General features: G+C 49.5%; 11 protein-coding genes. 2 read left to right on the forward strand and 9 right to left on the reverse strand.

What is annotated here, in order from left to right; all coding sequences use genetic code 11:
• Positions 1–112: 112 nt before the first annotated feature.
• The 7 genes from AABA21_RS00705 to AABA21_RS00735 form a co-directional block, all read right to left on the reverse strand.
• Positions 113–1,390: a hypothetical protein gene (locus AABA21_RS00705; RefSeq protein ID WP_338246804.1), complete on the reverse strand. Its 1,278-nt coding sequence runs from the start codon at positions 1,388–1,390 to the stop codon at positions 113–115.
• Positions 1,391–1,415: 25 nt separating this feature from the next.
• Positions 1,416–1,844: an ester cyclase gene (locus AABA21_RS00710; RefSeq protein WP_338246806.1), complete on the reverse strand. Its 429-nt coding sequence runs from the start codon at positions 1,842–1,844 to the stop codon at positions 1,416–1,418.
• An 80-nt stretch (positions 1,845–1,924) separates the two neighbouring features.
• A complete protein-coding gene (locus AABA21_RS00715; RefSeq protein WP_338246808.1) occupies positions 1,925–2,533 on the reverse strand; it encodes a cupin domain-containing protein in 609 nt (202 codons plus the stop codon).
• A gap of 137 nt (positions 2,534–2,670) precedes the next feature.
• Entirely contained in the window at positions 2,671–4,056 is a 1,386-nt protein-coding gene (locus AABA21_RS00720; RefSeq protein WP_338246809.1) for an FAD-binding protein, read from the reverse strand.
• 57 nt (positions 4,057–4,113) lie between these two features.
• Positions 4,114–5,919, reverse strand: a complete 1,806-nt coding sequence (locus AABA21_RS00725; protein ID WP_338246811.1) for a peroxidase family protein — start codon at positions 5,917–5,919, stop codon at positions 4,114–4,116.
• A gap of 535 nt (positions 5,920–6,454) precedes the next feature.
• Complete coding sequence (locus AABA21_RS00730; RefSeq protein WP_338246813.1) at positions 6,455–6,592, reverse strand: hypothetical protein; 138 nt, start codon at positions 6,590–6,592, stop codon at positions 6,455–6,457.
• Between the two features lie 608 nt (positions 6,593–7,200).
• Positions 7,201–8,442, reverse strand: a complete 1,242-nt coding sequence (locus AABA21_RS00735) for a sensor histidine kinase (RefSeq protein ID WP_338246814.1) — start codon at positions 8,440–8,442, stop codon at positions 7,201–7,203.
• A 638-nt stretch (positions 8,443–9,080) separates the two neighbouring features.
• On the opposite strand from AABA21_RS00735, the gene AABA21_RS00740 reads away from it, so the two are divergent.
• Positions 9,081–10,694, forward strand: a complete 1,614-nt coding sequence (locus AABA21_RS00740; protein ID WP_338246816.1) for an ISL3 family transposase — start codon at positions 9,081–9,083, stop codon at positions 10,692–10,694.
• Positions 10,695–10,813: 119 nt separating this feature from the next.
• Here AABA21_RS00740 and istB read toward each other — a convergent pair whose 3' ends face one another.
• Together istB and istA are read right to left on the reverse strand one after the other, a co-directional pair.
• A complete protein-coding gene (istB, locus tag AABA21_RS00745; protein ID WP_338246817.1) occupies positions 10,814–11,617 on the reverse strand; it encodes an IS21-like element helper ATPase IstB in 804 nt (267 codons plus the stop codon).
• Entirely contained in the window at positions 11,614–12,864 is a 1,251-nt protein-coding gene (gene istA / locus AABA21_RS00750; RefSeq protein WP_338246819.1) for an IS21 family transposase, read from the reverse strand. Before istA ends, istB begins: the two co-directional genes overlap by 4 nt.
• A gap of 220 nt (positions 12,865–13,084) precedes the next feature.
• Between istA and AABA21_RS00755 the strand changes: the two genes are divergently transcribed.
• Positions 13,085–15,004 (forward strand): ATP-binding protein, encoded by a 1,920-nt coding sequence (locus tag AABA21_RS00755; RefSeq protein WP_338246820.1) that lies wholly within the window; start codon positions 13,085–13,087, stop codon positions 15,002–15,004.
• Positions 15,005–15,416 lie beyond the last annotated feature (412 nt).

Raw genomic sequence — 15,416 nt, forward strand, 5'->3', positions numbered from 1 at the left:
TCGTGATAGTTCAGTCCTGGCAGCCCATTGTATGAGTAAAATCCTTGATGTAATCTTTAGCATGCACATTATAAGAAGAAGAGTTGGCGTAGATCCGCCGTATATGCGGCCCTCACAGGAGACGGAACCACTCCTCAGTTTCGAATAGACTCATATCACGAAAGAGTCCCGCTCGGATCTTTGCATTATTCTCAAGGTTGGCCGCTGTAAGATTATCGTAAGCTGAGTACCAGACCTGTGTTCGTACTTGATGTCCACGATTATAGTTTTTGAAGCCTTGTTCTTCTCTCGCACCATCCAAAATCAACCATCTGGTCCTGGGATATCCCACGATATTACCGAAGGCTGTATTGAGTACCCAGGCAACTTTGTCGATAAAATCATCCATATAGCTTTCAAGACTGCCATCGTAGTAGCTGGTGAAGATCACGCGCCGATTGTTATTGATCCTTATCAAATGGCCGAAGTGAACAGTCCTTAATCCAGCAAGATTTCCTTTGTTAAAAATGTGGCGAGTGGCGTAATTCGCAAGCCAAAAGGTGGCTATAGTAGTGAACCGCCAGAACCACCCGGGCTTGATGTAGCCAACAGTGCCGAACTGGTTTTGTACAATAAAATCTTCATCGCCCTCCAGTGCCTGTATACGTGTGGGGTCAAGCTCGATAGATGGCACAGGATCGGTAAGCTCATGGATACGGAGCAGCACCAACCATAGAAGAAAGGCCGGAAAAACAAGTGGGAAGAAGATCAACAAGCCAAGCGGAACTCCGACCATATGCAGCATTTCCTTCAGTCTGAAAAAAAAGCTCGGCGGTGTCGCGGATTTTCTGGCCCAGTGTAACCCGGGCTCGTTAAACACGAATGACTGGATTGCAGCACGAACTTTCACAGGATCCTGCTTCTCCCAGTCTTGCTGAGAATGATCCAAAAATTCTTGGATAGCCTTTCTCAGCTGTGCCTCCTGGCGGATTTGTTGTACAGTCCTGCCAATGGTATTCACGTAGAATAAGTTGGTCTTCTCCATGTTGGAGCGAAGGTACGCCAGTCGCTTCCCGCGCGTTACTTCACTATGACAAGGATAACCTTCACAATGGCAATAAATCTTATCAAGTCCCGCACCCGCGACATCCACAAGCTCTTTCAGATTTCGATCAAGTGGAGCATCACAGTCGATCATGAATACCAGACTCGGTGCAATGCGCGAGCCATCCAAATCAACCGATTCATCCAGTACCATGAACCGTGCAAAGTGCGTCTTGGAGAGCTTCCCAAAAGGGATGATCACGTTATTTGCAATAGTATCACCCATGCTTGTAAGCAGTTGCTTGAGATCTTCCATCTCGCTAGTCTTAATCGCAGTAATTATCGTCAGTGCTATCTGATGCGACATGACGCCCCTTCTCCTCAATAATCTCCTATCCGAACTGAGGGAGTTCAATGAGTTGCTTTACAAACAGGAGTGTGTCCATACAGACACGCACTTCCGCAATCTTGTTGTTCGCCATATGGAAGATGTTTGTTCCCGGTACGGTCACTACCTTGTGGGTTGCAACGATACCCAGGATTGTGCCCCTCTGAGTCCCACGCCACGTAAAGCGGGCCGAGACCTTGTCATCTTCGGCCAACAGATCTTCGATAGTAAATTGAACATCGGGAAATGCGGCAAAGAAGGTATGAAAGAAGAGTTTGACGGCTTCCAGGCCGCAAACACTTCCACCAGGAATAGCGGGATCATGAAATCTAATAGTGGAGTCAAACAACTCGTCTACCACAGCAACGTTATGAACGTTTATGAGTCTCTCAAAGTATCCCTGAGCAAGTGCCTTGCTTTCCTCTGCCGACATGAGTTCTTCTCCTTTTTAGGGTGTATCATTCCAGGCGTACGATTGTTACAAAGGAACTATCTTCACAAACCAGAGCTAACCTAACGAGAGAGTCGATCTGGTGTACTAGACGTACTGACCGCCGTGTACGAAGATTTGTAGCCTAGTGCTTGTCCAATGGCTGCCAACACTCCGAACAATGGTCGTTGAAGCCAAATGGGGAGTCCTGCAACATAGGCTGAGGGCTGAAGCGCCTGCAACAATACAACAGTTTGCAGTGGATTTTTGGGCAAACCGTTTTTTCCTACCTTTCCCTGTTGGGCTAAAGCGTACAACGACTCGAAAAACGCTGCGGAAGCCAGGAGCATGTGGCTATCGGGTTTGTCTAATTGCGTAATCTTCCGCCAATGTAAGACATCATTGCCCATATTCCATGGATGGATATGCGAAACGTCTTTCGGTAATAGAATCTCATCGCCTGCTTTTGCTTGCAGTTCGGTCTGACCCAGTTTATAATGGGCTGAGCCAGCGATGATCTCGGCTCGTTCAGCGAAGTGTGGATGGAAATGGGCGGCTAGCCCTTTCTCAGAAGAGGGTTTGACAAAGAATTCAATATCTAACAGCGTCCCGTCCGTCTCGTGTGCTGTTTTATTGAACACCATTCTCTCACCCGTCACGGGATTCTCAAATGTTTGCCCAGCTGTCGCCATCGTTCACCTCTCTGCTTCTATTCCCGTTGAATTACCAACCATATCCTGCACATTCATTATGAGGTTGTTGCATCTCCGGCAGCGTCTAGCGCTGCCGGAGAGCACCTGGCTCCCCCATATTTATTCACAACAGAAGCTTATAAGGTCCTATCCGAGACGGTTTTCTCTGCCGCGAAAAGGTTGCTGAAGTAGCCATTGAGCAGGCGGTTTGCTGGATCAAAGCGCTTGCGATAGCTCTCGAAAGTAGCGATGCGATCTCCAAATGCGTGAGCTACTTGTTCAGAGGTGAGTAAGTTAGTTTGATTAAACAACGGTACACCCCCGAGGCTACTACACAGCTCATTATAGGCAGTCAGAAATGCTTCCCAACCCGGGTTTCCAGTAGAAACCGGGTCGAAGGTCATGACTGTCCCTCGAAACGAGTAGGAGAACATTGAACTATCATCATGGTTGATGCGATAGCCAACACTGATCATATTGGAGCGATACCCTGTCGATCGATAATAATCCTTACAGAATTTGAAGTAGGCACGCAGGTTATCGATATAATGCTCTTCCTGGAATGCCCAAATGCTAAATGTGTATTTGCTGTTTGTTGCCACTGCGGGGTATCTAATTTGTTGGGCGATTGCAAGCGTATTATTTCCTCTGATGACCAGGACACAAACGATGAAAATGAGCCGATTAAACAGATCAAATAAGAAATCTCTGATGGGAACAACTGGAACATACTTTGTGACACAATAGGCATAGAATGGCGAAAGAGTGCTCCAGATATAGTTTCGTATTTTCCATTGCCAGGATGTAAGGCTTTGTGGTTTTTTCGTATCATGATAGCGTCTGAACTCAACCACAACTCTATCCAGAAACGGGTTAAGATACAGCATGATTGAGTTCCCCTGTGTCCTGAGTGTGGGGAGTTGCGTGGCAAACTCATCAAGGGTGTATGACTTATGATACACAGTCATAGCTTGCAAAGGCCGTACTTTGAATGTCACTTCATAAATGATTCCGAACAGACCATAACTTGATCGGGCTACATGTAAAAGTTCGGGCTGATCTTCTGTGATCTCCAGGAGTTCTCCTGAAGGCGTTACCATTTTAATGACAGAAGCGTAGGAACAGACCTGACCAAACTCACCTGGCAGCGATGCATCCTTGGTTCCACCACAGGAGGCGCTTCCAATCGTCAGGTTCCCTAGTTCCACATTCACATTAAATTGCAAGTTATGCTTTTGCAACTCCTGGTTCACGTCGATATAGAGTGCTCCGGCCTCAGCAGTCACAGAATCGGGCCTGATCTCTATGATCCGATTCATTTTGCGCATATCGACCAGTGTGCCACCCTCAGCTACTCCACAGGGTGTTGTAGAATGGTTAGAACCAACAGCACGAACTGGACTGGGGTACTTCTCGTGATCTTGCATGATCTCGATGATATCCTCGACGCTGTCGGGTTGCACTACCACATAGGGAGACGAATCAATGCTACCGAACCAATTGTGTACATGAAGTTGTTTCACTTCGCGCTCCTTCATTTCCGAAAAATAGCTAAGCTTAACAATATGTATTGGTCGTCGTCAGAATTTCGCACTCGGCCAGGGTGCAAAGGCATTCTTTATACCCTTGAGCAATGGTGCCAGACCAGGACAATGCCTCAGCAAGACGGTCGTCATATCATTATTGACAATCCAATTCATGCCAGTTTGGGTGTAAACCGTGGGAGTATAATCAGTTGTGAAGAATCGGTCACTATTCAAGCGGCGCGACGCCATGAGGATAAAGATACGAAAGGCCGTATCACTGAAGCCAAAACCGTTCGGGGGCCTCTCTGCATACAGGCCAACCATGAGATCGACTTTGTCGATATCGTTGTCGTAGATGCGTTGAAGCTCCTCTGCCCATACCTTGTTGTCAGTCAGTTCATCGAAACTCTTGACAGGTGGACGATGAACGAGCTTGCGAAAATCATTGTAACGCGGCACCCCACGCTCTCGATCGCGCACAATTTCTACCGTTGCCAGATCAAATATGGTTCCATCCAGATCTGTACGCTGTTGAAGGAAACGGGGATAATTGTGCAGCGTGATCGCGCCAGGGTGCGAGGTACCAAACGAATAGAGAGCATCCGTCATACAGATCTGCTCTAAGACCTCATGGGCCTGTTTGTCCACAACCTCTGCAAAGGTTCGCTTCTGGATAAGCTCGTCATTTACTGCGGAACGGAAACTGATCTCGTCAGGCAAGAGTGGATGCATGCGATAGACAGAAACGAACTCTTCCGTCATAGCGTAAGGCACCCCAAAGTGATCTTTAGGAGAACCTGGAATTCCACTGATGACCTCGCTCTTACTGATGCGCCCAAAGAGTTTATATATTTTTTCCGTCGCTATTCCCCACCAGTTCCCATTCATCGAAACTTGTAAAGTAGGATGGCTGAGGATCGCAGGAGTCCAATTGATGGTATGGATCTTCGCCATAAGAGCCGCGTTGACGAGTCGAGCATGATCGAACAGGTCGTCGTCAGACCAGGACGGATATTCTGCCAGCAGACGGTCACAGATCGCATTGTGTTCTAGCGTGAAGAGTGTGTGCAACAGAGCCAGGCCAACCCACCAGTTGCCATTGACGCCAGTTATATCAATGCCAGTGGCTGCATCAATAGGAAGTAAGTTATCACCACCCAGTATCAGTTTGCCATTCTTTCCTGATCGCACCTGGGCCTGGGTCGCTTCATCGCTTCCGTAAATCTGAGAACCATCCCACCAGTGAGTCACAGTGTTAAGATAGGTGGGCGGTAAACCATCGGACCCTTGCGCCCGTGTTGGATCGCTCTTCGTGCGCAGGATCGTCATAGGATGTTCCGGCCAGGGATCATTCTCGGCCAAAGGCACCTTCCATGGATTCTCTTTCTGGTTTTTGCCATGGCTAAACCAGTCGTGGATCATGAACTGAATCCACGCAGCCGCAAGTAGATTAAGTGTTGTTGCGGGTTGAAAGGTGTCGCGAGCAAGTAATTCGAGGCTAACAATACGAGGATTAGGAGTGAGGATAACACTATCCACACCAGGGTACGCATTCTGAAGTGAGACGTTCCTCCCGAACCGTGTTCCGGCACTGCCCATTGTGGGTATATCCAGATCGTTATAGGTTCCATCCGCCGTGCGTGCAACCAGATAGCGTGTGCTATCTTTACCTGATGAAGATTCGCTTGAATCTGCCGACTTCATACCAGAGGTATCATACAAATTCTGCTTCCTCAAGATGATACGCATCGCGATCAGCATCACAAGGCCGAGAAGGAGTGGCATCCTATGCCAACCAACCGATTGATCAAGTGCTTGAACTGTCCGTGTATACAGCCGCAAGAGTACTGTCCTAATCATATATCGATCCTTCAATATAAGAGGTCGCTTATGAAGACAAAATAACGGATCAATCACCCCTTCAGTCAATACTTTCCTCAGGCATCTACAGTATTTTTATTAGTTGATACCTTTTTCCTCCTTTCTAATCAATATGTCATATTTTTTTCTAAAAAAATTTGCACTCCAATCACATCACTCACATGAATTTTATTTTCAAAAGAAACACTCCCGGAGAAAAAGCATAAACCCCTGATTGGCAACCAGAACATGTATTACAGAAAGCTGTGTGAAGGTACCACTATATAAGACGCTAGTAAAGAGGTTTTTTTAATGCAAATTTGTTGTTTATCTTGCGTAACTAGAAATACACGCTATATTTGCATAAAGTATGGCATATCTTATAACATGGAAAATGGGAATGATTCCAAAGACCTACTCCAACCACCGATGCCCCAAGCACACCAGGCCATTTTATGAACAGGTAAAGCGTTTCAGCAACGCCGGTTGCGATATGGGCCATTGGGAATGATGCTAAAACCGCCTCCAGCAATAGCTACCTGCCACGCCTGAGAGGTACGCCAATCACGACACTCCCATAGCTATTCTTTGCTTTCGAAGCGGCCTCCTTCGAATCATCGGGCAACAGTGTAAAGGCGTTGATGATCCATTGTGCCATGGTCTGTTCGCTCATGTGAAGCTCCTTCTTTCATCTCTAGCCATGAGTTCCGGTTCTGTCAGAACTGAGGGCATGAAAGCCAAGAGTACAGTCCTCATATCCGTTGAGTTAGGAAGCCATCCACATCCAAAGTTGTAGAGGAGCAAGTTTTTCACAGAACAACCGTCGTTGCTCCAGAAGAGACTGTGTTTCGCCCATGATGTGGCATGGGCGAAAATAATGGCGCAATTCATCAAAAGCATGCCAAAAACGCGCCGCTGAGAGTGGATCTCCCCACGAGATACGCAACGAGCTGGCAGCAAGCTAGCAGCGTGAAGAGAAAAAGATCTCCGCATGAGAGAGAAACAAAACATACTTGACCTTGACGCGTTTTTGTGGCTCTTCCGCACAAATAGTGCTCAGCAATTCAACTCGTTGGGCAAAAGACCAAAGCGGACGAGCAATGAGCGGTAGTACCAGCGCAAAGACGCCTTTCAGCATGTTCAAACGAGTTCCGGAGAGATGCCAGACCATGTGACGTCCGGACTGGCATATTGTTGAGCACTATCTCTACGGGAGAGCCCTTTTACCAGGTACAGGACAGTATCTCAAAACGTTATCTATGCATGTTTCACACGCTCTCTTTACGTTGGACTGTGGAGTGGTTGAGACATCGTTTCTGGGGAGTCGTCACCGCATGAATATCCATAGGGCAGGGAAAACCAGAACGAGGCCCCTTCACCAGGAACGCTCTCGACTCCTACCTGCCCCCCGTGTCGCTCAACAATTGCCCAACAAAGTGAAAGGCCAATGCCCAATCCAACATGGGGTATCTCATCATTGATTCCTTCTTTGCTCGCCTGCCCACGATAAAAACGCTCCCACACACATCGTTGCTCTTCCGTAGAAAGACCCGGCCCCTCATTATGTACCGCCACACGTGCAGTATGTTGATCAACGATGAGGGTAACAATGACAGGTGCTGATTCTCTCCCATACTTGAAGGCGTTTGAGAGATAGTTGGAGGCGACCTGCTCCAGGCGATCAGGATCACCACACACCAAAACAGGATGTGTGGGACAATTCCAGACAATGCGTTCTCTGGCGCAGATCCCTTCGAAGCGCATAATTGCTCGATCAATACAATCGACAAGGTTACACTCTCTTCGTTGTATCTGGAAGGTCTTCCTTTGAATCCGTGACGCATCCAAGAGATCATCAACGAGGCGAGTCTCTAGCGTAACCGACTGCTCAGCATAGTGAAGTATCTTCATAAGAGACATGACGGTTCGATGAATGTGAGCCTGTTCGGAAAGGGGGAGCAGATATTTCCGCATTTTTCTCCGCGCAAATTGGATATTTCCCAGTGTACCAGCCAATGGGGTTTTCAACTCGTGACAAATAATGCTAATAAATTCTTCAAGGTGATGCTGGGCAGCGCGGCTGAGCCTTTCTTGTTGCTGTGCATAGATACGAGCCTGTTCACGCTGATGCACAATAAGAATGATTGCTGCCCCTGTCCAAACAAGCCAGGATATTGACCATGCATCACCAGTGTCAAATGTCTCCCGCGCTGCTTGAGGAAATAGCCTGCCTAGCAACAACGGCTGAATGAATAGATCAATAATGCCCCCTACTCCCATGAGGAGTAAACACAGGGAGGGACCAACACCCCAGGTAGTTGCAGTGATGGTCACAATCAGCAAGATCAACATATAAAGGTGTGTTGTAGTAATAGGGACGTGTTGCCACCATACCATATAGGCGGTGAACACGAGTAAGAGTACGAGTGGAACAATCAGGGCATAGCCGTAAAGGGGGCTATGCCAATCTGGAAGCCACCGAGCAAGAGGAAACCTCTGAGAGAAAGAACGCTCATTGTGCATGATCTTCTCACCAACACAACCTTTTTGTCTTATGCTCTACTCTAACTGTGTGCGTAAGCATGCTTTCAGTCCCTATCGTAGCCCATGATCGTTCATGATACAAGCTCTTGTAGATGTGCGAAGAGTTATTTGATCCTATTTAACATCCTGCGCGGGATGTTAACAACGTGCTTGTCGTACACAAGTCCTGGCATCCAAGTTCCGTACCTCCATGTTTTCGGATCTTCCGCATCTTTCGTGCTCAGCAACTTAAATAGCAGGCGCGAAACGCACACAGGAGGCCTCTTGAGGCTGTTTCGCCCCGCATACATTTGCCGATGAGGGGAGAAGCTCTCCAATCCGCTTTCTACGCTCGCTGGTCTCTTTTTCATCATAGTGCTGAGTACGAAAGATGCGAAAGATCCAACTTCCATTATGGTGCCCGAAGGGGTATACTTGACAAAGTATGCTCCTTGTCCTCTGAATATTTCTGTGCTTTTTCTCATATAGACGCTCTCTCAAGGGAATCATCGTATTGCTTCCTTCGTTTGTCAATGCCGATGTAGTCGCGGCTCATGAAACTTTTTGGTGAATGCCTGGCAATGTGATGGAAATCTGCTACACTTCTTTCATAAAGTGTGAGGAGACGTCGCAAAGGAATGCCAACAACTCCATTGCTCCCATTACCTGATGGATTGGAAATCATTTCCATCCGCGAGGAAGAAAACGACCTGGCGATACACATCATCTCAAAGCGCATCTGGTGCCTCTGCCCAGGCTGTGCTCAGTCTTCCCGGGCGATCCATAGCTATTACCGGAGACATCCGATGGAATTGCCTTGCACTGGGCGTGTGGTGAAGATCATTTTATCCGTGAAAAAATTCTTTTGCCGCAATCCTTCCTGTCAACGCAAAGTATTTACCGAACGCATTCCTGAATTGATTGAGCCCTCGTCTCGGTTGACGACTCGGTTACGTACACTTGTCCAGGCGATAGGGATCGCCTTCAACGCGAATGGTGGTGCTCGTTTAGGGGCACAAATGGGAGTTCAGGTATCCAGAATGACTGTCCTCTTTTCTCTACACCTCCTCCCCTTCCCATCTGTCGGCAAGATCACACGGGTCGGAATTGATGATTTCGCCTGGAAGCGTGGTGTCCGGTATGGTACCGTCCTGATCGATTTAGATTCACACGAGATCATCGATATTCTTCCTGACCGGGAAGCAGAAAGTGTGAAAACATGGTTGGCGTCGCATCCCGAAATCGAAGTGGTCAGCCGGGATCGCGGTGGAGCATATGCCGATGGAGCCGCTCAGGGAGCTCCTCAAGCGATCCAGTGTGCGGATCGATGGCATGTATGCAAAAATCTTGGAGATGCCGTTGAAAGCTACCTCAAACGGCAATCATTGTCCATTCCAGCACCTTCTGCGCCAGTGCTGACCTCAGCGAGCAAGGAAAAACCGACCTATGAACAACGGAGGCAAGAACGTCGTTCTCAAGCGACATTCGAGAGAAAACAAGAGATTGTCGAAAAGGTACGAGAAATGCACAAACAGGGAAGAAGTGGGCATGAGATTGCCGTTGATCTCGGGCTGGCTCGTGGAACGGTTCGGAAGTATCTTCAAATAGAGGGCCCTGTCCGTATTGCTCCACGCACACGAAAACCCAGCTTGCTTGATCCTTATTATGAGTATCTCTGTCAACGCTGGAATGAAGAGACCCCCACAGCACAGCAGCTTTTCGAAGAATTACAGGAAAAAGGATATCAAGGGGGGATCTCTATCGTCAAAGATGTGGTGACGCGCTTGCGTCGGGGGCTTTCCGGCATGAAATACCCTCCTCAATCCATTCAAACAAAAAAAATGCCTTCAATGCTTTCGGCAAGAGAGTTACGCTGGCTCCTTGCTAAAAAAGAGGACGATCTCACCGCTGAAGAAAAACAAGGCCTGACGAAGCTTTTCGAGAGTTCTCAAGAAGTTGGTCAACTCTATCGTTTCCTTCAATCATTTCTTCGTATGGTACGTGGGCTGAAGCCTGATCTGTTGAACGGATGGATGAAAGAAGTCCGTGAAAGTAAGATTCAAGAACTCGTCAGTTTTGTCAATGGGATTGACCGAGATTATGATGCAGTACGAGCAGGATTGACCTATGAATGGAGTCAAGGTCCAGTAGAAGGCGCTGTGAACAAAATCAAAACGCACAAAAGGCTCATGTATGGACGAGCGAGCTTCTCTCTGCTCCGAAAAAAAATGCTTCACCAAAAAGTTTCATGAGCCGTAGTCGCGAGCCGATTTGGAACTGGCCGCCCCGAGAAAACACATTTCCTAAACGCCGGCGACCAAACGCCGGCCACACGCAGCGCCAGACTGGATGATCAGAGCGCCGACGAACCTCATGCCGATGCTCCAACGCCGGCAGCTCGTGCGCCTGTGGCACTGAGCGTCGCCTCCGCAGGCGCCGGAACGCCTGCGCGATCCATCTGCCGTTCTTTCATGCGGTAACTGCGTCCATTGATGGCAATCACCTCAGCGTGATGCAGGAGCCGATCGAGCAGCGCCGTAGCCAATACATCGTCACCCAGTAACGTTCCCCAACTTGCGAAACTGGTGTTGGAGGTCAAAATGATCGAGCCGTGTTCATAGCGCGCCGTCACCAATTCAAAGAAGTAGCGTGCTTGCTCTTGCGACAAGGTGGTGTAGCCCACCTCATCAATCACCAACACACTGGGCGTGATGTAGTGGCGCAACCGGCTGCGCACCAGGCCAGGATGCGACGCCGTGGAGAGCGCATGCGCCAACTCGGAGAGTGTGGTGAACAGGACGGAATGGCCAGCTGTCAGCGCCCGGTTGGCCAGGGCCACGCTCAAATGGGTTTTACCCGTCCCCGGAGGACCCAGCAACACGATATTGGTGCACGTGCGCACGAACGACAGATCAGCCAGTTCCCGTAGCCGGCGTTCGGAGAGCGAGGGCTGAAATGAGAAATCAAACCCCTCGAGCGTCTTGGCGCTGGGAAGACGAGCTGCCTTGAGGCGCCGCGCGATCGCTTTCTGTTCCCGTCCCTCCAATTCGGTGGTCAGCGCTCGTTGCAGCAACGTTTCGTAGGTCCACTGCTGCGTGCTCGCCTCCTGCAACAACTGAGGCAAGGCTACCTCCAGAGAGGTCAGATGCAACTGGTGGTAGATACTCTGCTTCATGCCAAGACCTCCTGCACGGGTTCAATGCGAGCATACTGATCATATTCCTGCAGCGAACGGTTCGCCACATCAGGTGCTGGCTGCAGATGGCCGACTGGCGCCGGCGTGCGCCGTTGCGCTGAAACGGAGGGGACAGTCGTCCACTGATCTGGATGCGGCACGCTCTCCTGAGATCGCGGTCGCTTCTCAATCTCAAAGATCCGTTTCCCCTCTGACCAGATGGTGAGCACCCCTTTGCGCTCCCGGACCAGGACCACGTTGCCCGCCAGATGCAGCGGGCCTGGGAGGCCGTAGAGGACGCCATCGTAGGACACATAGCCATCCCAACTCACTTTGCGTTCCTCGGTCGCGAAGCGCTCCCAGGCAAAATCGGCAGGCAACGGCAACAACGGTTCTTCGGCCAGACGCTCGACCGGGCGCACATGCGTCGTCCGATGCACCCGTGTATTGATGCGTTCACACCAGGCACGTGCCTGACGGTTGAGATCATCGAGGTCAGTGAAGGTGATCCCCGCCCACAAGCTCGTTTTCACATGGCTCACCGAGCGTTCCACCTTGCCTTTCGTCTGGGGCGTGTAGGGTTTGCACACTCGTGGACTCACGCCGATCGAGACCATGAAATCAGCAAAACGTGGATTCCATTTCGGTTGGTTCTCCACCATCTCGAGCAGGACACTTTTCATGCGATCGGTCAGAGCGACGCGGGTGAGCCCGCCAAAGTATTCAAAGGCGTCCATCAAGCAACGAATGAGTGTGGGCGTATCGCACCGTTTGACGAACGTCACGAACCGCATGCGCGAGTAGCCCAGAATCGCGACAAAACCGTAGTACTTGCGCAGCACGCCGGCCTCCTCGTACACAAACTCGCCCCAATCAAATTGCACCTGGTCACCTGGCTTCGTCTCGTAACGCTGTACGGGGGCATGCCCAGCCACCGCTGGCCGAAGAGGATGGACAAACTCCTTGAGAATACTGATGCCACCGGTGTAACCCATCTTCTGTAATCGCACAAAAATGACCTCACAATTGGTGCAGTGGTCTTGAGTGACCCATCGCGTGATCTGCTCGTGAAAAGGAGCAAGCTTGGAAGGCCGCGGTGGACGCGATGAGGACAATACCGCTTCTGGATGCTTGAGATATTTGCGCACGGTGGTGCGTGAAATCTTCAACTCCTGCGCAATTTCCTGCACAGATTTGCCTTGATGAAAAAGATCATGTATGGTTAACACTGTCTGACTCCTAAGCATGGGTGGATCTCCTGAGGGTGTTTTGGATTTTCCTCAGAATACCGCCCTTCTTGGGGGTCGGTCAATTTTCACCGGCTCAGTATACACCCGGCGCTAACACGTTGTCAAGCTCGTATTGCGCTCATTTCTTGTAGAACCTCAACGGTAGAACCGTTTTCTGTGGAGTGCCCTACATGTTGTACTCGTGGCATAGGTGATCACTTTCTAAAGGAACAACGAGATGAATATGGATCAGGACCAGGCTCTTCAGTACCGACCAAAAAGAAACAAGCAGCGCTCTCAGAGAAGGCATATACAGAACGTTGTTCTCCAACAGGGCAGTGAATCGCTGCTGGTATTGATTCATGCCATTGCACGCATTCCGGAATTCATAGATACCTCTTTGGATGAAGGAATACTGCTTTTGTCATCATCGATCAATTTTGTTGGACAGTATCTTGCTGATCTCATTCGCCAGAAGTTAGGAGGAGAGCAAGTGATCCTCTTCTCCCTTACACCTTCAACAGGACGCCTGCATTATGTGACAATAAGTGGCTTCTCGACTGAGCAAGAGCAGCGTTGCCGGGAGCGTAACGGACGCTTCACGCTCACCGATCTTTTTGATGAGGCGTCAATTCGGCGTCTCACTGCGGATAAAGAGGTGATTATCGCTCCTGAACGCACACGTCCCCCATTTGTAGAGGTACTGGATGCGAGCTCCAAGCACTGGTTGTTGACCCCGATATTGCTGAAAGGGCAATTGGCTGGAGGCCTTGCCATAACCAAGGTTGGTCGGGACAAGGAGTACACGCCAGCAGAGATCACGTTAGTGAGAGCCATTGCAGAGCAGACTGCCTTTGTGCTTGCAAGTTATTTCATGGCGAACAGATTGAAGGAAATGCAGAACAGAGAACAGATTTTGCAAGAGACGGAGCATCTCATTAATGATTTCCTGAGTCTTGTCAGTCATGAGCTGAGAACACCGTTGACTGTCGTGATGGGAAACATTCAATTAGCCCAGCGCCGTTTACAGACCTTGCAACAACAAGTGGTAGGGCAGCCCGAAACGTTGAACCAGCAGGCGAACGCTTTGAGCAAGCAAGCTGAAGCTTTGAACCAGCAAGCTGAAGCCCTGAGCAAGCAAGCTGAGGCTTTGAGTAAGCAAGCTGAAACCTTGAGCAAACAAGCTGAAGCTTTGAACCAGCGAGCTGAAGCTTTGAACCAGCAAGCTGAAGCCCTGAGCAAGCAAGCCGAGGCTTTGAACCAGCAAGCTGAAACCTTGAGCCAGCAAGCTGAGGCTTTGAGCAAGCGAGCTGAAACCTCGAAGCAGCAAGCTGAGGCTTTGAGTAAGGGAGCTGAAACCTTGAGCAAGGGAGCTGAAACCTTGAGTAAGGGAGCTGAAACCTTGAGCAAGCAGGCTGAAACCTTGAGCCAGCAAGCTGAGGCTTTAAACCAGCAAGCTGAGGCTTTAAACCAGCGAGCTGAGGTTTTGAACCAGCGAGCTGAGGTTTTGAACCAGCAAGCTGAAATCTTGAACCAGCGAGCTGAAGCCTTGAACCAGCGAGCTGAAACCTTGAGCCAGCAAGTCGAACAGATTCACCATCCTTTAGAGAGCGCTGCGCTGGGTGCCCGTGTACAGAAGCGCATGATCGATGCGATGATTGATGACGCCGATCTCCAGATGAACACGTTCACATTACATATGAAACGGTGCAATGTGGTCAAACTTGTCCAGGAAGCTGTGAGAGAGCAACAGCAGCAGGTACCTGAGCGTACGATTCTCCTGAATATCATGCCCACCATGGAGCCCGTGCCTATTATTGCTGATGTAGATCGTATTAAAAAGGTCGTCACTGTCTATCTCGTGAATGCACTTACCTATTCCCCTGACGATCAACCCGTGACCGTTCAGTTAGCGATAGAAGATGCTGTGGCTCGTGTTTCGGTGCATGATGAAGGATGGGGTATTCCTTCACAAGAGCAAAAAAGGGTGTGGGAACGTTTCTATCATATCAAAGGACATGAGTTTGATCTGAGTATCGGATTAGACTTCTACCTTTGCAAGCAGTTTATCAAGCGCCACCAGGGTGAGGTCGGGCTAGAGAGTACTCCCGGGAAAGGTTCCATCTTCTGGTTTACCTTGCCCATTGCCAGGTCTTAGGCGATACGTCGGTGGAACGCTTCTACTCGCTTCCGTTTGGTATTGAAACATTGATTACCACAAACTATGTTGTTCCGCTTGAACCCTCAAGAAGGGGGTACAATACTTTAGGGTCTTCGCCACTTTTCGTGCTGAGTCTCCAACCCATAGTCGTAGATACAAATGGAAGGACTGCTGTGGTCCTTCAAGATGTTTTCTACGAGGACTTTTCTCGACTCATGCTTCAGTTTTTGAGGTCCAGCACATCATTCAAGATGAAACCATCCTGACAATTACCGCCTGCACGACAACAGAAACGGGAGCCTGTCAGTGAAAAGCCAGAAAAGTGAGTAAGCCAACGCCTGACGATCGCTCAAAGCAACCGGTGCACTCAAACACGCGGACCAGATCAGCACGTTGCCCAACGCACCCG

This window comes from Dictyobacter halimunensis, from assembly GCF_036245075.1.

Excerpts from the sequence above, each read along its gene's own strand:
- AABA21_RS00705 (WP_338246804.1), bottom strand. The coding sequence starts at position 1,390 with ATGTCGCATCAGATAGCACTGACGATAATTACTGCGATTAAGACTAGC.
- AABA21_RS00710 (WP_338246806.1), bottom strand. The coding sequence starts at position 1,844 with ATGTCGGCAGAGGAAAGCAAGGCACTTGCTCAGGGATACTTTGAGAGA.
- AABA21_RS00715 (WP_338246808.1), bottom strand. The coding sequence starts at position 2,533 with ATGGCGACAGCTGGGCAAACATTTGAGAATCCCGTGACGGGTGAGAGA.
- AABA21_RS00725 (WP_338246811.1), bottom strand. The coding sequence starts at position 5,919 with ATGATTAGGACAGTACTCTTGCGGCTGTATACACGGACAGTTCAAGCA.
- AABA21_RS00730 (WP_338246813.1), bottom strand. The coding sequence starts at position 6,592 with ATGAGCGAACAGACCATGGCACAATGGATCATCAACGCCTTTACACTG.
- AABA21_RS00735 (WP_338246814.1), bottom strand. The coding sequence starts at position 8,442 with ATGCACAATGAGCGTTCTTTCTCTCAGAGGTTTCCTCTTGCTCGGTGG.
- AABA21_RS00740 (WP_338246816.1), top strand. The coding sequence starts at position 9,081 with ATGCCAACAACTCCATTGCTCCCATTACCTGATGGATTGGAAATCATT.
- istB (WP_338246817.1), bottom strand. The coding sequence starts at position 11,617 with ATGAAGCAGAGTATCTACCACCAGTTGCATCTGACCTCTCTGGAGGTA.
- istA (WP_338246819.1), bottom strand. The coding sequence starts at position 12,864 with ATGCTTAGGAGTCAGACAGTGTTAACCATACATGATCTTTTTCATCAA.
- AABA21_RS00755 (WP_338246820.1), top strand. The coding sequence starts at position 13,085 with ATGAATATGGATCAGGACCAGGCTCTTCAGTACCGACCAAAAAGAAAC.